This window comes from Campylobacter sputorum, assembly GCF_002220775.1.
Taxonomy (GTDB): domain Bacteria; phylum Campylobacterota; class Campylobacteria; order Campylobacterales; family Campylobacteraceae; genus Campylobacter_F; species Campylobacter_F bovis.
In genome coordinates this window covers 1,506,371-1,527,245 of the sequence record NZ_CP019685.1, presented here as the reverse complement: position 1 = coordinate 1,527,245, position 20,875 = coordinate 1,506,371, and the positions used below count along the sequence as shown (strand labels likewise).

19 protein-coding genes are annotated in these 20,875 nt (G+C 30.8%); 3 read left to right on the top strand and 16 right to left on the bottom strand.

Annotation, left to right across the window (positions count from 1 at the left end):
• Positions 1–19: 19 nt before the first annotated feature.
• The 12 genes from CSPB_RS07660 to CSPB_RS07605 all read right to left on the bottom strand — a co-directional run bounded on the left by CSPB_RS07660 (position 20) and on the right by CSPB_RS07605 (position 15,522).
• The gene (locus tag CSPB_RS07660) at positions 20–2,593 is read right to left on the bottom strand and encodes a polysaccharide pyruvyl transferase family protein (RefSeq protein ID WP_089193782.1); all 2,574 of its coding nucleotides are present in this window, start codon (positions 2,591–2,593) and stop codon (positions 20–22) included.
• Positions 2,594–3,616, bottom strand: a complete 1,023-nt coding sequence (locus CSPB_RS07655) for a class I SAM-dependent methyltransferase (RefSeq protein WP_089193781.1) — start codon at positions 3,614–3,616, stop codon at positions 2,594–2,596.
• Entirely contained in the window at positions 3,613–4,932 is a 1,320-nt protein-coding gene (locus CSPB_RS07650; RefSeq protein ID WP_089193780.1) for a capsular polysaccharide export protein, LipB/KpsS family, read from the bottom strand. The genes CSPB_RS07655 and CSPB_RS07650 overlap by 4 nt, the downstream gene beginning before the upstream one ends.
• Positions 4,929–6,350 carry a CDP-glycerol glycerophosphotransferase family protein gene (locus CSPB_RS07645; RefSeq protein WP_089193779.1) on the bottom strand — a complete coding sequence of 474 codons (1,422 nt, stop codon included), beginning with the start codon at positions 6,348–6,350 and terminating at the stop codon, positions 4,929–4,931. The genes CSPB_RS07650 and CSPB_RS07645 overlap by 4 nt, the downstream gene beginning before the upstream one ends.
• Positions 6,340–7,227: a class I SAM-dependent methyltransferase gene (locus CSPB_RS07640; RefSeq protein ID WP_161492199.1), complete on the bottom strand. Its 888-nt coding sequence runs from the start codon at positions 7,225–7,227 to the stop codon at positions 6,340–6,342. The genes CSPB_RS07645 and CSPB_RS07640 overlap by 11 nt, the downstream gene beginning before the upstream one ends.
• Positions 7,220–7,936 (bottom strand): phosphocholine cytidylyltransferase family protein, encoded by a 717-nt coding sequence (locus CSPB_RS07635; protein ID WP_089189847.1) that lies wholly within the window; start codon positions 7,934–7,936, stop codon positions 7,220–7,222. The genes CSPB_RS07640 and CSPB_RS07635 overlap by 8 nt, the downstream gene beginning before the upstream one ends.
• Positions 7,933–8,991, bottom strand: a complete 1,059-nt coding sequence (locus CSPB_RS07630) for a pyridoxal-phosphate-dependent aminotransferase family protein (protein ID WP_089193777.1) — start codon at positions 8,989–8,991, stop codon at positions 7,933–7,935. Before CSPB_RS07630 ends, CSPB_RS07635 begins: the two co-directional genes overlap by 4 nt.
• Positions 8,988–10,430 (bottom strand): CDP-glycerol glycerophosphotransferase family protein, encoded by a 1,443-nt coding sequence (locus tag CSPB_RS07625; protein WP_089193776.1) that lies wholly within the window; start codon positions 10,428–10,430, stop codon positions 8,988–8,990. The genes CSPB_RS07630 and CSPB_RS07625 overlap by 4 nt, the downstream gene beginning before the upstream one ends.
• A 106-nt stretch (positions 10,431–10,536) precedes the next feature.
• The gene (gene pseF, locus CSPB_RS07620) at positions 10,537–11,229 is read right to left on the bottom strand and encodes a pseudaminic acid cytidylyltransferase (RefSeq protein WP_089193775.1); all 693 of its coding nucleotides are present in this window, start codon (positions 11,227–11,229) and stop codon (positions 10,537–10,539) included.
• A 114-nt stretch (positions 11,230–11,343) separates the two neighbouring features.
• Positions 11,344–13,173: a methyl-accepting chemotaxis protein gene (locus tag CSPB_RS07615; RefSeq protein ID WP_418219548.1), complete on the bottom strand. Its 1,830-nt coding sequence runs from the start codon at positions 13,171–13,173 to the stop codon at positions 11,344–11,346.
• Between the two features lie 130 nt (positions 13,174–13,303).
• Entirely contained in the window at positions 13,304–14,584 is a 1,281-nt protein-coding gene (locus CSPB_RS07610; protein ID WP_089193773.1) for a dihydroorotase, read from the bottom strand.
• Positions 14,581–15,522, bottom strand: a complete 942-nt coding sequence (locus CSPB_RS07605) for an aspartate carbamoyltransferase catalytic subunit (RefSeq protein ID WP_089193772.1) — start codon at positions 15,520–15,522, stop codon at positions 14,581–14,583. The genes CSPB_RS07610 and CSPB_RS07605 overlap by 4 nt, the downstream gene beginning before the upstream one ends.
• Before the next feature lie 131 nt (positions 15,523–15,653).
• Between CSPB_RS07605 and CSPB_RS07600 the strand changes: the two genes are divergently transcribed.
• Complete coding sequence (locus CSPB_RS07600) at positions 15,654–16,889, top strand: M20 family metallo-hydrolase (protein ID WP_089193771.1); 1,236 nt, start codon at positions 15,654–15,656, stop codon at positions 16,887–16,889.
• A 96-nt stretch (positions 16,890–16,985) separates the two neighbouring features.
• Here the strand turns inward: CSPB_RS07600 and CSPB_RS08615 are convergent, their stop codons facing one another.
• From CSPB_RS08615 to CSPB_RS07585, 4 genes are all read right to left on the bottom strand, one after another.
• Complete coding sequence (locus CSPB_RS08615; protein WP_161492198.1) at positions 16,986–17,123, bottom strand: hypothetical protein; 138 nt, start codon at positions 17,121–17,123, stop codon at positions 16,986–16,988.
• On the bottom strand, positions 17,124–17,378 hold the full coding sequence (locus tag CSPB_RS07595; protein ID WP_089193770.1) for a Fic family protein: 255 nt from the start codon (positions 17,376–17,378) through the stop codon (positions 17,124–17,126).
• On the bottom strand, positions 17,378–17,581 hold the full coding sequence (locus CSPB_RS07590; protein ID WP_033916769.1) for a hypothetical protein: 204 nt from the start codon (positions 17,579–17,581) through the stop codon (positions 17,378–17,380). The genes CSPB_RS07595 and CSPB_RS07590 overlap by 1 nt, the downstream gene beginning before the upstream one ends.
• A gap of 67 nt (positions 17,582–17,648) precedes the next feature.
• Positions 17,649–18,683: a type II asparaginase gene (locus CSPB_RS07585; RefSeq protein WP_089193769.1), complete on the bottom strand. Its 1,035-nt coding sequence runs from the start codon at positions 18,681–18,683 to the stop codon at positions 17,649–17,651.
• A gap of 146 nt (positions 18,684–18,829) precedes the next feature.
• On the opposite strand from CSPB_RS07585, the gene CSPB_RS07580 reads away from it, so the two are divergent.
• Positions 18,830–20,140, top strand: a complete 1,311-nt coding sequence (locus CSPB_RS07580; RefSeq protein WP_089193768.1) for an amidohydrolase — start codon at positions 18,830–18,832, stop codon at positions 20,138–20,140.
• 10 nt (positions 20,141–20,150) lie between these two features.
• Positions 20,151–20,852 carry a dipeptidase PepE gene (pepE, locus tag CSPB_RS07575; protein ID WP_089193767.1) on the top strand — a complete coding sequence of 234 codons (702 nt, stop codon included), beginning with the start codon at positions 20,151–20,153 and terminating at the stop codon, positions 20,850–20,852.
• The last annotated feature ends 23 nt before the right edge of the window (positions 20,853–20,875 follow it).

Genomic DNA, 20,875 nt, shown 5'->3' with positions numbered 1-20,875 from the left:
GCTATAATTATTTAGGTAATTATATGTAATCCCTTTCAAGTCCTAAAATTTCATATGTTTTTTCATAAAATTTGTCTTGTTTTTCTTTTAAAATATCTAAAATTTTAGTTGTGTTTTGCGAAATTTGCTCTTTGTTTTTCAAAATATACTCAAATTTCTCATCAAATTTAGCCAAAAATTCACTCTCATTTAAATCAACGTTAAAATCCTTCATCTCAAAAAGCTCCAACGCTCCGGCATTTTTGTGCATATAATACTCGCTGTAAGTTAGGCTAATAACTGGTACTTTTTCGCCCATTGCAAAAATTATAGGGTGATGCTTCATACTAACGCAAAGTTGAGAGTTTTTAATAACTGATCGAATTGTTTTAAAATTAAAATTGTATTTGAAAATTTGCACTTTTTCATTTGGATATTTTTGTAAATAATCCTTCATCGCAATCTCATCAGCATTTGGTGTCATCGGTATAAAAACGATATTAAAATCAGTTTTTGAAATGATTTTATTGATTATATCATTTACGCATTTTAGGTATTTTTCTTTGTCTTTATCGTCATTTAGCCCCCAGTAGTGGATGTTAAAAGCTATATAAGAGCCAAATTTGTTTTCGTAAGCTTCATCGCATTCGCAAAAAAGTGCGTCATCGCAGGTATATATCGCGTCATTAACGCCGATTTTTGCAAGTTCTTTAATTGAAGAGCTTGGATCTCTTGTTGAGATTAAATCTACTTTACTAAAAGCTTTTTTGGCTAAATATGCGTTAAATTTGTTTTTCCAAATGCCGATTGTTTGACCTGAAAGAACCACTTTTATATCAAAAACTTTAGCAATTAAGATCATTAAAATTCCATCATAAAGCCTTGAAAGCGTATCGCCAGTTAAATATCCTCCACCTGAGAAAAACAATAAATCGCAGTTTTTTAGCTCGTTTAACAAAGCTGCTTTTTTAGCATTTATAAAAAATGTAGGAAGTTCGGCTCTTACTAAAAATGCATTTATATAAATTAACACGAAATTTAGCCAAAAATGAGCCTTTTCGCCAAAAGTTTTTAGATCATACATGCTTGATTGATTGTGATCAAAAAACGCTTCCCTAGGCGAATCAAAAAGCGTTTTATGCTCGTGGTTTGTTAAAGTGTGCATTCTATTGTGAGTGCCAACGATTTTTATATAATTTGGAAAAAAGCTTTGTAGATTTTTAAGAGTTGTGTTAAGCTGGGCTTCATCTCCAGTGTTTGAATACCCGTATCCGCCGACAATAAAAATTCTTTGCATAGGAAAATACCTATCGTAAGAAAAAACTTTTAGCAGTTTTTCAGGCACCAAAGCATTTAGTAAATTTGATATCGCTTCAAATACGCGTGTAGCATAAAATGTCGTTTTAAAGCCAAATTTAGCAAACAAATGCGATGAAATTTTGCTTATTAGATACTTTTTAAAATACCCTTGAGCGATATTTTTTATGCTAAATGGTTTTTGTGTGGTTCTATAAGTTATTTGTCTGTATTTAAAAAGTGCGGTATCTCTTTGCATACGAACTACAATGTTATAATCAATTTTTTCTTTATAAATGTTATCACAATTTAGAAAAATTTCTTCTAAATTTTTATTTTTGAAAAATATCACATTATGCCCAAGCGGACTTTGTTTGCTCCATCTTCCCCAAGCATCTTTTGTGCAAATATCAGCTTCATTTCCCCAAAAATCAGCACATTTAAAACAGATGTTTAGCGAAAAATAGTATCCACGCCAAGCTTGTATAAATCCATTTGCGTAGTGGATCTCTTCACTAATTGTTTTTTTTAAGCCATCTTTAAGCGTATAAAAATGCTGGCGAAAGTGATCAGCGTCTGGGATATTGTTTTTTGAGCGGAAATTTATAAAAAACGGCGTTTTATCATCAACTTTTTCATGTGCTGCGATATAATCCCCCATAGCTCCGCTTACATTATGAGAACAAGCCAAAGCTGCGGTGTAAATCGTGTTTTGCTTATAAAGCGGGTTTTTGCTAAAAAGTTTTTTCATACCACGCACAACGCAAGGAACGCCGATAACTAAAATTTTCTCATTTTTATTTTGGAAAAATTTCAACACTTTTTCAAAAGAGATAGGAAAATAAAACGAACCTCTTTTTTTGTCGATTTCATCTAAACTTGAGCTAATGCTTGCTTCAAAATGCTCTTCGCCGATTTTGCCTTCTTTGTAGTTTGCATGAATTACATAATTTATCACGCCGCGTTTCATCATTTCTTTTGCAAGTGCGTTTAAAGCACCGCCACTTGGGCTTAAAGCACGATTTTTAGCGTCTAAATCATATGCAATGTAAGTTTGCTTAGAATTTCCGTAAGTAAAGGGATTGTGGTGATTTAACGCTTTTTGAATGCCTTTATTTATCTCATTTTTAGTATGCGGACAATACGCAACGCAAATTTTGCATTTCGTGCAGTTTTCATTTATGCGTGGTTCATGTCTTTTAAATTTGCTATAAATCATATTTATAGCATTGTGTGGACATACAGCTTCGCAAATTCCACAACCAACACAATTATCATAAGATAGTGTGCTATCATATACATTGAATTCTTTTTTCATTTACTGCCTTTTGTAACAAATTGCAATCAAGTTGTTTTTCTCATCAACTTTTGTTGAAATATCGCTAAAACCGACATATTTTAGCATCATTGTAATTCTTTTTTGCGTATAACCGCACTTATGAACATCCCAGTAAGTTTGGTTATAGTTCTCTTTTGATGGATCGCACTCTCTTTGCCAACCCCAGCACCCTGCAACAGACCAAATTTCATCTTGAGTTTTGTTTTCAAAATCTTCCCACTCACAGCTTAAAAATTGTTTGCAACGAAGCTCGAAATTTGGCACAATTATATGCAAGACCCCCCCCGTTTTTAATGCTCTAAACCAGTCTTTTAGTGCGTAAATTCCTTCATCTTGTGTTAAATGCTCTAACATATGTCTTGTGTAAATTTCGCTTAAATTTGAGATATGTTTCGAAACTTCCCACGCATTACACGCAAAATCAATGTGGGATAATTTTCTTAAATCGCAGTGAATGTAGCCTTTGACATAATCTTCGCCACAACCTATGTAAATTTTATCTCGGTTTATGTAATTTGTTAAAAAACTTATGTGTAAATTTGTGGCATTCATAAAAGCTTTTTTAGCGTGATTTAATGTGTAAAAAACTGCGTAATTTTTGGGATTTTTCATATAATCAAAAAGCGTGAAAATTTCCAAATTTGAGTTATTTTGGCTAAAAAATAGCAAATTTGATAAAATTTTATCTCCGCCAAGCTCGTAGCTAAAAAGCACTTCGTTTGTTTCGTCGATATTTAGCGATAAAATTTGATGATAAATTTGTTCGCAGTAGTTTCCGCTTATAACAATTAGCGAATTTTTCACATTACAAAGCATTTTTGGCGAAAGTGCGTTTATGCCTTTACGAGATAGGGTTTCGTAGTTATTATCGATAAATGCTTTTGGGTTTTTGTTTAGCTCATTTAAAATTTGACGCGATGAGTTTGAATGCCCCCACATAAAAATATCTTTGTTTGAATTGCTTAAAATCTCGAGTAATTCGGCGTTTTTTAACATTTTCATTTTATATCCTTTAAGTAATCTTGTTTGAAAATTTTCTCTAAATAATCTTTGAGTTTAATATCAATGATTCGTGCGATTTTATCTTTATCGTTGATATTTGCGTTTAAATTTTGCATAAAATATGTGATAAATTTTTTGATATAAAGCTTTTGGTTATCATTTAATTCGCTTGGAATGCTAAGTTTGGCTATATCTTTACAAACCACGCAACAGCTTTCATAATCAGCTTTTCCAAAAAGCACGACAGGTTTTAAATGCATTAAAGCTTCAAAGCCAACGCCTGAGTTTATCGTAAAAACTGTACTTGCGTTTTTTATAAGCTGATGAATCGAAGCAGTTGTGATAAAAACATGCTTTAAGCTTGAAATTTTGCTAAAAAGCTTATCTACATTTTTATCGTGGCAGCGTGGGTGCCTTTTAATAACCAAATTTAAGCCATTTTGCTGCGTAAATTTAACTAGCTTTTTAACTAAATCAATGGGCTCAAAATAGCTAAGTTGCATAACTGCGTCATCTGTTGTTTGCATAGCTAAAAATAGATATTTTTTAGGTAAATTTAACTTTTGTGGTGCGGTTTGTTCGTATTTGGATAAATTTTTGGCAGTATATGCTTGATAAATTTTATCAAAATATTCATTTGCTTCGTTTTGATTTATCAAATTTACTTTTTTAGAATCAATATTTGATGAAAATCCACTAAAACCGATATTATCAAAAAACATAATATCGTGAAAATAGCCTTCTTTGTATCGTAAAATGTTTGCAGTTTTTTTGCCAATTGAGTGATAAGATATCAAAAAGTCGTATTTGCCTGCTTTTCGTGGTGCAAAATACCACTGGTTGTTGTGTTTTGTAGAAGTTGTGAGTATAGGCACATTATACCAAGCAATTGCGTCAAAAATCGCTGTAGCCATCGAAAACTGCGGATTATTTTTTTCAAATTTGGCTCTATAGTCCATCGTTTCTAGATGAAATTTAAACTTATCGCCAAAAAACCGCTCAAAACAACTTTTATCATACTCAATCGCAAAAATATCAAATTTTAAATCCAAAATTTGTTTAGCAAAATCTTGCATATAAGGACAAAGAAAAATTACGATTTTATGAGATTTTTTAAGCTGTTGTGGCGATATAATTTTTATGTTTTTAAATTTTTTGCTCTGTTTTTTAGGATCGTTATCAAGCACGGCTACTACATTTTTTGATAAATCAAAGCGATTTAAAATATCCATAACTCTTAGCGAAAGCCCCATTATGATGATATTTTTTTGCGTTTTTAATAAATTTAAAAACTCATTTGGATAGTAAAATTTCATAGCAAACTCTCAATTTCTTGTTGCAAAATTTCGCAAGAGCTTTTAGTTAGGTTTTCAAACATAAGCTCTTTTATGCGTTTTCGCTCGTTTTTATAGCTATCAAAGGTTAAATTTGAACTAATCTTATCAAGCAACTCATCAAAAGTATAAGCCTTATCGCCTGGCGAAACCGAAAAATAATCAATACAAACCCCACCTTCACTTAAAACCCACTCATCATAATCATACGCAAAAAATACAATCGGCTTATCTACAAACAAAAAGTCAAAATACATCGAACTATAATCAGCAATCATCATATCACATTGTGGCATTATCGCATAAGCGTCCATATTTGCTGGATAAATTATGATATTTTCAAAACTTTTACCACTAGCTTTGTAAGCATTTAGATCATCACGCAGTTTTTCGGCGATAAATGGGTGCATTTTCATGATAAATTTCACGCCATTTTGTTTGGCAAATTTATCTAGCTTTTCATAATCAAGCGGATTTGCATTAAAGCTGTTTGCTCGGTGCGTTGGGGTATAAATTATGTATTTAAACTCGTGCTTTTTCATCTCATTAAGCAAATTTAAATTAACATTAAAAATATCTGTTTCAAAGCCACGCAAAATGTCATTTCGTGGATATCCTGCGTGAATTATCTTTTTGTAATCATAAATTTTTGAAAAACTATATTCGCTAACAAATGGTGAAGTTGAAAGCACGATTTCGTATTTTAATGCTTTATAATTTGCTAAAATTCCAAGCGTTTCAATCGTGATTCCATGCCAAAGCTGAACGCATTTGCCGATTTTAAGCGCGTTTATAAAAAACGGCACAACTGGCGTTTGATCGATGATTTTTACTTTACATTTTAACGCTAAGCTTACAAACTCTTTACTATCAAGCCAAGTTATGTTAAATCCTGCGTTTTTATACATTTCATAATCTCGTTTATTGTAGGTTGCTAAATGAACCGGGATGTTTGAGTGCTTTAGCATATAAAAATAGAGATATTTTATGTTTAAATCGACAAATGAATAGCCGATAAATAAAATTTCATTTTGCAAATTTGGCCTTTGTTTTGCTAAAAGTTCGCTAGTTTTTACAAAAGGCATTTCAATCGGCTCAGCGTGTAGCTCGTAATTTTTTTTATCATTTAAATGAACGCAAATTAGCTTTTGCTTAGTCACGCTTTGAGTGCAAAAATCATAAATTTCTCGCTCGTGATTTGGTGAGTAAATCACGATATAATCAAACTCTTTAGCTTCATCAAGCGTGATTGAGTTGATATTTGTCAAAGTTTTTTTATTTTTATCGATAAAGCCAAGAATTTGTGCATTTTTGGCTTTTGCATAAGAACTAAATGTTAAAGTTGTATCAGAAAGCGGATAAATGTAGATTTTTTGACCGCTTAAATCATCAAGTTGCATTATCTTTCCTATAAACAAAAAAATGGCAAGTTTTTAGGCTAGGATCGATGAAATTTTTAACAATATCTTCTAAAAGCATAGGATTTGCCTTGATCTCATCTCGTTTTTCATCGCCAAAAATACTAAAAAATTTATTTAAATGATATATATTATAGCCATAATCTCTATAGCTTTTTACAAAATACGGCTCAAAAATTCCTTTTTTATAAAAGCTGTAGTTTCTATAGTAAGCTACATAATTTTTGGATTTATAATCTTCATGGCCGATTATTTTTGTGCTATCTCTACTAAGCAAGACCCCCCCCATATTTAGCAAATTTAAAAGCTTTTTAAACATAGGTTTCACATCAATATCAGGAGAATACATAAACATATCACTAGCAAATACAAAGTCAAATTTATCATCCATTTCAAAAGCATTTTGGCACTTAAATTTCAAATTTGGTAGCGAATTTTCGGCGATATTTTTCTCAATTCTTTGTTTTGAAAAATCAACTCCAGTTACTTCATCAAAAATTTGTGCTAAAAATTTGCTAGTATCGCCATTTCCACAACCAAGTTCAAGGGCGGTTTTTTTAGATTTACAATGCGTGTTTATAATGTTTTTGATAAGTTCGCATTCATAAGGAAAACGAAGCTCACGCATTCTTGTGTCATTTGTGATATATCCGCCATCAGCGTAGTTTTTGTAAGCGTTTTGCCAAAAAGTATTTATGATAAATCGCTCAGCTTCGGTTGTATCTGTCGTAGGACTATCAAAATATAGATGAATTTTATCTTGAAGTGCGTTGTATTCGCTATCTAATGATTTTTTTAGTTCATCAATCTCATCAATTCGCTTTTTTGCAGCAATAATTTCTTGATTTATTTTATCCATTAAATTTTCCTTTGACATGTTCTTTGATTCGCTCATAATCTTCGATATAATCAACTTCTGCCCAGAAAATTCCAGCTATATCTTTGATAAAAACTGGTTTTTTATCAATATTTCGGTAAAAAACGTCCTCCCACCAAAAATTGTGCTTTTGGCTGTGGATAAATTTGGTTAAATTTTCTTTGAAAAATGCCACATCTTTTGCACAAATTTTGGCAATGCCAACATATTCGCCACTAGTTTCGTTTTCGCCTAATTCTTTGCCAAATTTAACTAATTTTTCATTGTCCCATAAAAACTTATAGTCCGCATCTTTTATGCGTGTGCTATCTGCTAAAAATAGTGGACTTTGTGAGCTTTCAAGTAAAGTTTTAAGTCCATTTGTCTCGATAAAAACATCAGCATTCATTAGTATCAAATCATCGTTTTCATCGATAAAATCACGTGCAAAATAAACTGAAGCAATCGAGTTTGTAATGTCAAAAAACGGATTTTGAAAATGCGTAAATTTAAATCCATCAAGTGCTTTTAAAATGTAGTCTTGTGCATATCCAGTTACAATCCCGATATCTTTTATTCCAAGGCTATCTAGTAGTTTAAAAGTGTAGCGGATGAGCGGTTCATTTTCTAAATAAACACAGCACTTTGGCTGTCCTTGTAGATGGCGAGAAATTCTGCTACCAACTCCTGCTGCCATAAGTAAAATTTTCATTTTATTCCTTTAAAATATTCTTTAAGACACTTGATTAAAAATTTCATATCTTTTTTGCTTAAATTTCCCAAATGCCCAACTCTTATGAGTTTATCTTTTAAATCACCACCGCTTGGCGTAAGAGTTATATCATATAACTTTTCAAATTTGTTAATAAAATCAAAAGCTTTTTCACCATTTGTTATTTCTACCGCACTCATTGCGTTTGATGGAAATTTAGAATAAAGTTTTAATGGCAAATCTTTTATATGATTTCTAAAATATTTAGCTAAATAGTGAGTTTTTTTATTATAATACAAAACACCTTTTTTATCTATCTCTTTTAATCTCACAAGTAACTGATAAATAATACAAATAGGTGGAGTAAAAGGTGTTTGACCTCTTTTTATATCATTTAAATAACTTACAAAATCCATATAAAAACTATCACAAGGTACTAAATTTTCTATAGCATTTTTACTAAGTATGATTATAGCAAGTCCTGGTGGCAAAGCTAATCCCTTGTTTGAACTTATTATCAGAGCGTCTATTTTTTGTTTTGTCATGTCTATCTCATCTGCCATAAACGCTGAAATAGCGTCTACGCAAAAAAGCATTCTGTTTTTTTCACAAAATTTACCGATAGCTTTTAAATCATAAGCTCTGCCAATAGTTGTTTCGTGAGCATTTGTAAAGAGTGCTTTGGAATTAGTGTCTATTTTATTTAGATCTAAAATTTCATTTAAATTTAGTTTTATTTGGCTAAATTGTAAATTTTTTTTCTCGCAAATTTTAATAAATCTCTCGCCAAACCCCCCTCCATTTATAATGGTTGCTTTTTCATTGTTATTTATTAAATTAATAAGTGTTGCCTCCATGCCCAAGGTTCCGCTACCCGTCATAAATATTAAATCGCTATTTTTCGGTGCATTTACAAATTTTAAAATTAATTGCTTACATTCAAGTATAATTTTAGAAAATTTATCATTTCGAAAATACATTGGCTGATTTGAACCTATTTTTAGCACTTTTTTGCTCATCATCACAGGACCTGGCGTAAAAAGTAGTTTTTTCATTTTTTTAATACCTCTATAATTCTCCCACTAGCTTTATTGTCTTGAAAATTAAATAATTTTCTTGCTAATTCCTCTCTTTGACATTTAAATTCATCATTTCCATTTATAATTTTTGTTATTTTTTCGTGTAATTCATCCTGATTAAAAGCTTTTTCTCCTGGGCTGTAATCATCAAACTCATAAATGTATCCATGAGCCATTTTTGAGCAATGCCCGTGATCGTATAAATAAAACAAAATCGGTCTATTTAGCAATAAAAAATCGTAATAAACCGATGAATAATCTCCTGCTAAAATATCAGCAAATTTAAGCAAAGGATAAATATCTCCAACAGCTTCGTGAAAAAAAATGTTTTCAAATTTGGCATTTTGCAAGAATTTATCATAATAAATATGTACAAATGGGTGAAATTTAATGATAAAATACGCATTTAAGCCTTTTAAAAACTCATTTAAATGCGTAAAATCAAGACCTAAATTTGAAATTTGTGTAACTTGAGAGTTAAAATCACTTTCACGCCATGTTGGCATATAAATGATGATTTTTTGGTCGTTTTGCTTTGCGTTTTTTACAAAATTATATAGCTTTGTATCGGTAAAAATGAGATCGTTTTCGTTATGTTCTCTTAGCAAAACGTCATTTCTAGGATATCCAAAATCAAGAAATTGTTTTGCTAAAAAAACCTTTTTAAAACCGGTTTTGCTCACAAAATCACTTGTTGATGCAAAATAATCATAGCTAATATCAGTTAGTAAATTCATATGCTCAAGCGGGATTCCATGCCAAAGTTGGAGCGTTTTTTGGCGTGGCGATTTTAGATTTAAAAGTGCGGAATTATCGCCTTGATCGACAATTATCACTTTAGCTTTTGCTAAATTTATGTGAGCTTTTAAAGAATTGAGTTTAAGTGCCTTAAATCCACGCTTTCGTAGCTCATTTAGCTGAGAAATGTTGTTTGAAAGCATGGTGCATTTGAGATTTTTTTCATGCATTTTTAAAAACAGAAATTTGTTGTTGCCGTTAATGAAGTTTTTGCTGATAAAAACATAAGAATCTCGGCTAAATTTATCGTAAAATAAAGCTAGTTTTTTAAATACAAACTCACGAAATTTACGTGGAATTTCACGCATTTTTTCAAAATTAATATCAAATTTGGATAAAAATTTATATTCGCCATTTTGACTAATTACTTTTAAAACTCTTGATCTTACCGAGCGATAATCATCATAAATGCTATCAAAATGATTTGGCGAAAAGATCAAAATATAATCAAATCTGGTGTTTTTTATCTCATCAAATTTAAAAATATTTTCGCCTTTTTGATTTTTATCTATAAATCCTAAAAAGGTTGTATTTTGGTAACTACTAAGCAACTTTTGACGCAATACATCGCTAGTTTTCGAATACGGAGCGATATAAATTTTTTTATTTTCAAACAAAATTCGCCTTTTAAGTTTTATTGTATTATACCAAAACAATATCGTTAAACAATAAAAATACTTTAATATTTTAAGAAAGAATATAAAATTTTAGAATACTCTTTTTTTACAACTTCGCCTTTTGTATAACTTCATACATTATCTCAGCTCTGACCCAGTCTTCCATAGTATCGATATCTTGCACAAGATAGCGTGGCAAGATAATTGGGATAGTATCTTTACCAAAAAAAATATCTGATGGGGTTTTATTAAGGTTGGTCCAGTAAAATTGTCCTGCATCTTGATAGGCTTCTTCTAAATCTTGACTCCTTGTTTTAAAATGCTCTTTAAAAAACATTTCACATCTCTCATCTTTTGTTATTTTAAAAGTTCTTTGGATTGGAAAAGGCATAGAAGTGCATGAAAAAGCGCCACTTGCGTCTGAATTTTTGAGTTTTTCATAGCCGAGTTTAAGGTATTTTATCTGCAAAAATGGTGTTGTTGCGTATAGAGTGCATACAAAATCTATATTTTTACCCTGTTTTTTTAAGAAATTTAAAGCATGAGTTACAACATCTCCTGATGTTGTAAAATCATCGCTTAGTTCTTTTGGGCGGATAAACGGCACATTAGCACCGAAATTTTTAGCGACTTGCGAAATTTCATCATCATCTGTAGAAACGATTATATCATCAAAAAGCTTTGAGCTTATAGCAGTTTTTATGCTATAAGCGATGATTGGTTGTCCATGAAAATCTTTGATATTTTTCTTTGGTATTCTTTTGCTACCGCCACGAGCGGGGATTATGCAGACATTCATAAAAAGCCTTTTAAAATTTTGTATTTATTTTAGCATAACTTACAAAATTTAAAGGTAAATTTTAAAATTTTAAGGAAGCCATTTAGGCTTCCATTTTTCGCTTTCCGTATCTGTTTACACCCTAAATTTCCCAAGCTCATTATCAAGTTTAGAAGTCATATTTGATAGATGTTCACTTGCACTTGCTATCTCTTCAACACTTCTAGCATTTGCACTTGTAATAGAATCAACTTCTTTTACTTTGTTTATGATATTTTTAATATTATTAGAAACCTCTTTATACTCTTTTACGCTTTGTATATTAGAGTTAATGCTTTCTTGTATTATAAGAGCGTTTTTATTTACTACATCTTCTAAACTTTTTGCATTTTCGGATAGATCTGTTATGTTTTTTGTAGATTCATCCATTTGAGAACTTGCATCATTAACAGATTGAACTACTAAATTTATAGTTGTGTTTATCTCATCTAAACTTTTTTGAGTTTTCTCAGCAAGTTTTCTAACTTCATCAGCAACTACAGCAAATCCTCTTCCTGCTTCTCCTGCACGTGCTGCTTCAATAGCAGCATTTAATGCTAAAAGATTTGTTTGATCTGATATATCATTTATAACAGTTAAAACAGTTTTAACTTCTTCTGTATTTCTACTTGTTTGATTTAGTTTTTTAGATAGTTCAATTTCTTTTTGAGCTATATTACTTAATACATAGTTTAGTTTTACCATCTCATTTTTTATAGATTCAAGATTATCATTTGCTTTTGATAACTCTTTTGAATTCTCTTCAGCATGTTCAACTGAATTATTAATATTATTTAATATCTTTTCACCATCTTTTGTTACACTATTTACAACAGCACTTTCTTCTTCAACTTTCTTTCCAACTGCAAGTGATGTTTGAGATAGTTCATTTGCAACAGAAGCGTTTTCAGAACTTGTTGCTTTTGAATTTATTATAAGAGTTTGAATTTTTTGTATGAATGTATTTACATCTTTACCAATCTTAGCTATCTCATCTTTGCCATTAATCTCAACTCTTTTTGTAAGATCACCTTCTCCAACTGCTAAATCTTTTATCATAAGTCCTAAACGGTTTAGAGGTTTGAAGAGGATATATAGTAGAAATATAATTATTGCTAAAGATATTACTATGCTAAATATACTTAATATAAGAGAATTTCTAAATGTAGAATTTATCTCTTCATATGCTATTTCTTCATCTATCTCAGCTGCAACTTTCCAACCTGTTTTTTCTAGCGTATTATATACCATAATTTTTTCTTGATCAGCTAGAGAATAATGAGTTATGCCTTTGTTATTTGCATATATCTCATCTATGTTAGATTTTATCTCAGGATAAGTTTCTGCTAGTTTTTTACCAACTATTTTTTCATCAGGGTAGCCTAAAATTAAGCCATTTTTATCTAAGAAATACAGCCCCCCCCCTTCTATTTTATTTTCTTTAGAAATTTTTACTAGCCTATCAAGTTTTATATCTGTTACAACAACGCCTGCAAATTTACCATCTTTTATCATAGGTGCTGTTACCGATATCACAATAACATTTAGTTCAGAATCCATATAAGGTTCTGTTACTATTGGTTTATTTGCTTGTTTTGTTAATGTGTACCAATCTCTTTGTGTTGGTTTATAACTTGTATCAGGAATCCAGCCAGACCCATCTATGTATACATCATCTTCATATCCAACATATACAACATGCGAATCTAGTGCATCCATACCAGCATTTAAAAATTTCATAATCTCATCTGTTTGGTTGCTATCAAATTTAGCTATTTGCTTAGAAAGAGCTTGTGTAGTTGCACTTAATGAATTTATCCAATCATCAAGTTCGTTAATACGATTATTAATATTATCATTCAAACTTTTTTCTATATTTCTTGTTAAACTTTCTTGCGTATTTGAGTAGCTAAGAAAGCTAAACATTCCATAACCAAGTATGAGCAAAACGCTTATAGTAGCATAAATTTTTTGTTTAAAACCCATAAAAACTCCTTTTAATAGTGATTGTAATTAATACTATTATACCAAAAATATAGATATATAATTGCAAATTTTATTTTATAACATTTGGAAAATCAAAAACAATTTTACCATTTTTTATAGTTTTAACCGCTGCTCCTTTTAATTTTTTACCAAAAAGTGGTGAATTTGTAGATTTTGATTTGTTTAAATTTGAATCATAAATATACTCTAAATTTGGATCTATTATAGTAATATCAGCTAGAAAATTTGGGGCAATTTTTCCTTTGTTTTTAATACGCAAAATTTTTGCTGCATTGGTGCTAGTTAGCTGTGTAAATTTCTGCATAGAAATAACGCCTTCTTCAACTAGTTTTAAAGTAAGAGGGATAAGAGTTTGAAGCCCTAAAATTCCAAAAGGAGCTTTATCAAATTCTATAAATTTATCATCAAAACTATGTGGTGCATGATCTGTTGCTATAACATCAATCAATCCACTTTTTAAACCTTCTTTCATAGCAAGTATATCTTCATTTGTGCGAAGTGGCGGAGACATTTTAAAGGCTGTGTTATAACCATAAAGTTCTTCTTCGCTAAAAGTAAAGTGATGAGGTGTAACTTCACAAGTTACATTTATGCCCTCATTTTTAGCCATTTGTATAAGCTTTAGCGACCAAGCAGAGCTAACATGTGCTACATGTATATGACCGAGAGTTAGTTTTGCAAGAAGTAGATCTCTTGATATCATTATCTCTTCTTGTTCTTTTGGCATACCCTTTAATCCGAGTTTAGCTGCAACTTTGCCCTCATTCATCACGCCATGTCTGCAAAGCGAACAATCTTGTGAATGATTTATGATAAAAGAACCAAAGTGTGCTGAGTATTCAAGAGCTGAGCGCATAACCAAACTACTGCTTACAGGAAGTCCGTCATCACTAAATGCTACAGCACCAGCTTCAATCATATCGCCCATTTCTACTATAGCATCTCCGTTAAAGCCTTTTGATATAGCGCCTATTGGGAGTAAATCAATAAGTCCTCTTGCTTTTGCTTTTGCTATCATTTGTCTTGTTATGGATGCATTGTCATTTATAGGCGTTGTGTTTGCCATACACATAGCTGTAGTTACGCCACCAGCAACGGCTGTTTCAGAGCAACTTATAATATCATCTTTATATTCAAGCCCAGGATCTCTAAAATGTGTATGCATGTCAATTAATCCAGGTACAACAAAAAGCCCCTTTGCATCGATTATACTATCAGCTACTTTTTCTTCATTTGTGATTTGAGATATAATCTCATCTTCTAATAAAATATTTGCTTTTATCGTCTCATCGCTGTTTACTATAACTGCATTTTTTATAAGGGTTTTCATTGCTTGCCTTTGTATCTGTTTTGATCTAGTGTGCTAAGTATTGCCATTCTTATAGCAACGCCATTTTCAACTTGATTTAGAATATGCGAAAATCTTTTATCATCTGCTACATTGCTATCAACTTCAACGCCTCTGTTTATCGGTCCTGGATGAAGTATCATAAGACCATCTTTTGCAATTTCCATTTTTTTCTTTGTTAAGCCAAAGTATTTAGAGTATTCTCTGATGGATGGAAATTTAGCACTTCCATCTTGTCTTTCAAGCTGAATTCTAAGCATTATTAAAACATCACTTCCATCGATTGCTTCTTCCATATTTTTACAAATTTGACACCCTAGTGCCTCCATGCCAATAGGCATCATTATAGGAGGAGCAAAAATTTTTAAATTTATACCAAGTGTTTTCATTGCCCAAATATTTGATCTTGCAACTCTGCTATGAAAAACATCACCTATAATAGCAACTGTTAAATTATCTAAATTTCCTCTTTGTTCTCTTATAGTATAAAGATCAAGAAGGGCTTGGGATGGGTGTTCGTTTAATCCATCTCCTGCATTTACCACACAAACATCTGTATTTTGTGCTATAAACTGAGCTACGCCAGAGCAATCATGACGCACTACGAAAATATCACTTCTCATAGCTTCAAGATTTTTTATAGTATCAATTAGTGTTTCGCCTTTTTTTGTGCTGCTATTTGAACTTGTGAAATTTATAGCGTCCGCTCCAAGTCTTTTTGCTGCTATTTCAAAAGAGGTTCTAGTGCGCGTTGAGTTTTCAAAAAAAACATTTATAACTGTCTTTCCAACAAGCAAATTATCTTTTTTATTTGGTTTTTTATTTAGATTTTTAAATTTGTCGGCTAAGCTTAAAAAAGAAAATATATCTTCTTTTGTAAGGTTTTGTGTGCTTATGAGATCTTTTTGTGTGTAGGTCATTTTTAACCTCGTAAAATGGATTTAGCAATTTTATTATATTTCTGCTTAAAAAAAATTTTAAGTTTATAAATTTATTAAATTTGATATAATTAAACTAATTTATAAATTTAAATTTACTAAAAGGAGCAACTATGATAAATGAAAAAAGATTTAAAGAGAATTTTGATGAAATTTCTAAATTTGGTGCTTTAGATGGTGGCGGTTTAACTAGACTTGCTTTTAGTAATGAGGATAAAAATGCAAGAGAATTTTTAATAAATTTGATGAAAAATGCTGGATTAAAAGTAAGGATAGATACAGTTGGAAATATTTTTGCTAAATTTGATAATGTTATAGATCCAAATTTACCTGCAGTAAGCGTCGGATCACATATAGATAGTGTTCCAAAGGGTGGATTTTATGATGGAACTTTGGGCGTTATGGCAGGACTTGAGGCTATTATGAGTATAAAAGAAAGTGGCATTAAAATTAAAAGACCACTTGAGCTTATAGTTTTTGTTTGTGAAGAATCGAGTAGATTTAAAATGGCAACAATTGGAAGTAAAATAGTAAGCGGAAAACTTAGTCTTGATAGAGTTAAAGAATTAAAAGATGATAATGAAATTTCAGTTTTTCAAGCTATGAAAAATTTCGGTTTAATGCCTGAAAATTTACAAAAATCTATTTTAAAAGATAACACATATAAAAGTTATATAGAACTTCATATAGAGCAAGGCAGAGTGCTTGAGCAAAAAGGTTTTAGTGTTGGCATAGTTACTGGTATAGCAGCACCGATTCGTTTTGAGCTAAATATAAAAGCAAGAGCCGATCATAGTGGTGCAACACCTATGGATATGAGAAATGATGCTTTAATTGCGGCTAGTCATATCATTTTAAAAGCACAAGAGCTTGCAAAAAAAGAAAAAACAGCAGTAGCGACTGTTGGATATATAAGAGTAATTCCTGGGGCTTTAAATGTAGTTCCAGGAGAAGTTGTAATGGGTGTTGACATTAGAGATATAGATGAATTAACATTAGACTTAGTAAATGAAAATTTAAGAGCTTATATAAAAAGTTTGTCTAAAGAGTTAAATTTTAGTTATGATATCAAAGAATTAGCATATGACAAACCTGTAAAACTTGATGATGATATGATAAATTTACTTTATGAAAATGCAAAAAATTTAGAAATAAATTCGCTTAAAATGCCAAGTGGAGCTGGGCATGATGCTATGCATTTAAAAGGTATTGCAAAAAGCGTTGGAATGATTTTTGTGCCTTGTAAAGATGGTATAAGTCATAATATAAATGAGAGTATTAATTTTAGTGATGCTATAAAAGGAACAAAAATATTAGAAAAAACAATGTTAGTTCTAGCTAGCGAGTAAAGTTCTGTTTTACAAAATTTGATTGTAAATATTATATAATATTTCATAGTTTTTGCAATTTTATTTTAAATATTATTTTTAGAATTTTTGAATAATTTAATATTTTATTTCATTGTTTAAAAATTCTATTCTTAAAAACTCTTTTAAACCTTCTTTTGATAGACTATTTTCTGCAAGTTTTATAACGATATTTTCCATTTTTTTTAAAATAATCTTTATTAAAGTTAATTCCATTTATTTAGCAAAATACCTACTTATATGAATTGCTGTTCTTTTATTTCCATCTAAAAATGGATGAAATTTTACACAAGCAAAAATTAAATGTGTAATTTTGTCTATAAAATTTGGATAAAAATCATCATTTTGAATTTGATTTAATGCTGAAATCAAATAACCAATGCTTTGTTTGTTGTATCCTTTTATTCCACCAATTTCATCAATGATTGAATTATGAATTTTTTCTACAAAATAAATGTCAAAATATTGCATTATTTATCTTTTAGCCTTTTAAAAACAGCCCTAATTTCTGGATCTTTTAATTCTTGCAAACTTTCTTGATATAATTTATCAAGGATATCTTTACTTGCCATTTTTGATTTAAGATTATTAGCGGTTTTTAATAAAATTTGAGCTATTTCAATCAAATCTTCCCTATCATTTGGTAATTCAAAATGAAAAGTTGTTGTATTCACAAATACTCCTTAATATTTTTGTAACTTTAATATCATTTAAAGTTACAAATATTATATAGTTATAGTTTTAATGAGTATCAAAAATTTTTTGAATTTCATCTGTGTTTTGAGTTTTGCTTAATGCTAGCATTAGCAATACCCTTGCTTTTTGCGGATTAAGGTTATCAGCTGTAATAAAGTTAAATTTTTTATCATCAATTACTGAGTTTTGGCTAGTTGAACCACTTCCAACCCTTGAGCTTCTTACGACTGCTATTGCGTTTTTGCTAGCTTTAGCTAAAGCATCCCAAACTATTTTTGATGGATTTCCATTTCCCATACCAGCAAGAATTATACCCTTTGATCCGCTATCAATTGCAGTTTTTATAAATTTATCACTATCTCCTGCATAAGCATAGATGATATCGACTTGTGGTAGTTTATCTAGTTTCATAATGTCAAAATCTGAATTTATTGTATGTTTTTTGTTAAATTCGCTAGTAAATTCTACTTTTGCGTAATTAACTGAGCCTATTTTACCAAAATTCAGAGATTTAAAAGTTGCAACATCGCTTGTATTTGTTTTGGTAACATCTCTAGCTTGGTGAATTTCATTATTCATAACAACCATAACTCCTCTTGCAAAACTATTTTTATCACTTGCAACACCAACAGCATTGTATAAATTTAAAACCCCATCAGCACTCATGGCTGTTGCTGGTCTCATGGCACCAACTAATACAACTGGTTTTTTACTTTTGATTGTTAAGTTTAAAAAATACGCTGTTTCTTCCATAGTATCTGTTCCGTGAGTTATTACAATACCATCAACATCATCTCTACTTAGCAATGTATTTACTCTTTTTGAAAGATTTAGCCAAATTTCTGGGTTCATATTTGTAGATGGTATGTTTATAAATTGTTCGCCTTTTACATTTGCTAAATTTTTCATTTCAGGAACGGCACTTATTAGCTGTTCTACGCCTATGGTTCCGGCTTTGTATTCTTTGTCGGTATTGCTTTTAGCAACTCCTGCTATAGTGCCACCAGTTGCTAGTATATAGACATTCGGTTTTGCAAAAACACCAACGCACAATAGTAAAATAAGTAGAAATTTGCGCATTTATCATCCTTTTTGTTTATGTTTATAGCATATGTTTGGATTATATTATATAAAAATTAAAAAAATCTTAATTTTAAAAATATTACTTTTATTTAAGATTTAAAATTATATAATGAAAGAAACTGCTAGTAAAAAGGAGAAATAATATGGATAAGATTGCAAATATGGTTTTAAGCTTAAAAGATGAAATGATTAAAACTCGTAGATTTTTTCACTCACATCCAGAAACTGGTTTTTTTACATTTTTTACGACAGCTGTTATTGCTGATAAATTAAGCAAACTTGGATATAAATTAAAAATGGGTAGAGAAGTTGTAAAGCCTGATGCTAGACAAGGTCTTGGCACAAAAGAGGCATGTGAAGAAGCTATAAAAAGAGCAAAAAGTTTACTAAATGATGAAGAGGCAAAATATCTTGATGTTATGGAAGATGGATTAACTGGTTTAGTAGCTGAGATTGACACTGGTAGAAGTGGAAAACTTGTCGCATTTAGATTTGATATAGATGGTGTTGATGTTACTGAAAGTAACGATGAAAATCATAGACCATTTAAAGAGGGTTTTTGTTCTGATATAAAAGGAATTACACATGCTTGCGGGCATGATTCTCACATTACTATGGGGCTAACTTTAGCAAAATTAATAGCTGATAATTTAGATGATTTTAATGGCAAATTTAGGTTTATTTTCCAAACAGCAGAAGAGGGCACAAGAGGAGCTGTAGCTATGGAAAAAGCTGGTGTTTGTGATGACATAGATTTCTTACTTGGTGCTCATATGGGATTTCAAGCCGATAAAATAGGATCAATAATTTGTGGAAGCAATAAACTTCTAGCTACAACTAAATTTGATGTAACGATAAATGGAGTTTCTGCTCACGCAGCAGGAGCACCTCAAGATGGTAAAAACGCTCTTCTTGCAGCTTCCCAGATGGCTCTTAATATGCATGGTATTACTCGTCATTCAGGCGGTGTAACTCGTGTAAATGTTGGTGTTTTGCGTGCAGGAGAGGGTAGAAATGTAATAGCACCAAATGGGTATCTAGCTTGTGAAACAAGAGGCGAAACAACTGAACTTAATGAATTTATGTTTGAAAGATGTAAAGATATCATAAAAGGTGTAAGTGAAATTTATGGAGTTAGTAGTGATATAAAAATCACAGGCGGCACAGCAGGTGGCGATACGGATAAAGAAGTAAGTCAGATGATTTATGAACTTGCTAAAACTTCACCTTTTATCACCGCAGAGATTATAAAAGAAAAAGACTTTGGTGCCTGTGAAGATTTTGCTCATTTTATGCATACTGTTCAAAAAAATGGCGGAAAAAGCGGATATATGATGATAGGAACAGAACTTAAAGCTGGACATCACAACTCTAAATTTGACATAAACGAAGATTCAATGCTTGCTGGAGTTGATATGTTTTTAAGAGCTAGTTATAAGTTAAATTCAAAATAAAGGAAAGATTATGAAAAGAGCTTTGCTTTTTAGTGCTTCAAGTTATAAGGATACTGGCTATTTAAGGCATTGTAAAAATCCTATAAAAGATTTTTTAGGAGATGATTATAAAGATGAGATACTCTTTATACCTTATGCTGGAGTTAGAAGAACAAATGATGAGTATGAGCAAAAAGTTATTGATAGACTAAAAACTAAAAATATTAAATCTATTCATCACTATGAGGATAAAAAAGCAGCCATAAGAGGAGCTAAAACTATCGCAGTTGGTGGCGGTAATACTTTTATGCTTATGAGCGAGCTTTATAAATTTGATTTACTTGATGAGATAAGAGACGCTGTGGAAAATGGGGCAAATTATTTTGGTTGGAGTGCTGGTGCAAATATAGCGGGAAAAACAATGATGACAACAAATGATATGCCTATAATTATGCCAAAAAGCTTTGATACACTAGGAATTTTTCCTTATCAGATAAATCCGCATTTCATAAGTGGCAAAATTTCAGGACACAATGGAGAAAGTAGAGAAGAGAGATTAGAAGAGTTTTTGATAGCAAATCCTAATGAGACAATTTATGCTTTACCAGAAGGAACTTGGCTTGAGATAAATAATGATGAGTGTAAAATTTGTGGTTTAGTAGATGAAATTTATAAATTTGAATATAAAAAAGATATTCAAACTTTAAAAATTGGTGATAAATTTAAAATTTAATAACTTAAAATAAGAGGAGTTTT

Coding starts and splice junctions, on each gene's coding strand:
- CSPB_RS07605 (WP_089193772.1), bottom strand. CDS start 15,522: ATGACCTACACACAAAAAGATCTCATAAGCACACAAAACCTTACAAAA.
- CSPB_RS07600 (WP_089193771.1), top strand. CDS start 15,654: ATGATAAATGAAAAAAGATTTAAAGAGAATTTTGATGAAATTTCTAAA.
- CSPB_RS07630 (WP_089193777.1), bottom strand. CDS start 8,991: ATGAAAAAACTACTTTTTACGCCAGGTCCTGTGATGATGAGCAAAAAA.
- CSPB_RS07645 (WP_089193779.1), bottom strand. CDS start 6,350: ATGCAACTTGATGATTTAAGCGGTCAAAAAATCTACATTTATCCGCTT.
- CSPB_RS07585 (WP_089193769.1), bottom strand. CDS start 18,683: ATGCGCAAATTTCTACTTATTTTACTATTGTGCGTTGGTGTTTTTGCA.
- CSPB_RS07615 (WP_418219548.1), bottom strand. CDS start 13,173: ATGTTTAGCTTTCTTAGCTACTCAAATACGCAAGAAAGTTTAACAAGA.
- CSPB_RS07580 (WP_089193768.1), top strand. CDS start 18,830: ATGGATAAGATTGCAAATATGGTTTTAAGCTTAAAAGATGAAATGATT.
- CSPB_RS07660 (WP_089193782.1), bottom strand. CDS start 2,593: ATGAAAAAAGAATTCAATGTATATGATAGCACACTATCTTATGATAAT.
- CSPB_RS07635 (WP_089189847.1), bottom strand. CDS start 7,936: ATGAAAATTTTACTTATGGCAGCAGGAGTTGGTAGCAGAATTTCTCGC.
- CSPB_RS07610 (WP_089193773.1), bottom strand. CDS start 14,584: ATGAAAACCCTTATAAAAAATGCAGTTATAGTAAACAGCGATGAGACG.
- CSPB_RS07655 (WP_089193781.1), bottom strand. CDS start 3,616: ATGAAAATGTTAAAAAACGCCGAATTACTCGAGATTTTAAGCAATTCA.
- CSPB_RS08615 (WP_161492198.1), bottom strand. CDS start 17,123: ATGGAATTAACTTTAATAAAGATTATTTTAAAAAAAATGGAAAATATC.
- pseF (WP_089193775.1), bottom strand. CDS start 11,229: ATGAATGTCTGCATAATCCCCGCTCGTGGCGGTAGCAAAAGAATACCA.
- CSPB_RS07595 (WP_089193770.1), bottom strand. CDS start 17,378: ATGCAATATTTTGACATTTATTTTGTAGAAAAAATTCATAATTCAATC.
- CSPB_RS07640 (WP_161492199.1), bottom strand. CDS start 7,227: ATGGATAAAATAAATCAAGAAATTATTGCTGCAAAAAAGCGAATTGAT.
- pepE (WP_089193767.1), top strand. CDS start 20,151: ATGAAAAGAGCTTTGCTTTTTAGTGCTTCAAGTTATAAGGATACTGGC.
- CSPB_RS07650 (WP_089193780.1), bottom strand. CDS start 4,932: ATGAAATTTTACTATCCAAATGAGTTTTTAAATTTATTAAAAACGCAA.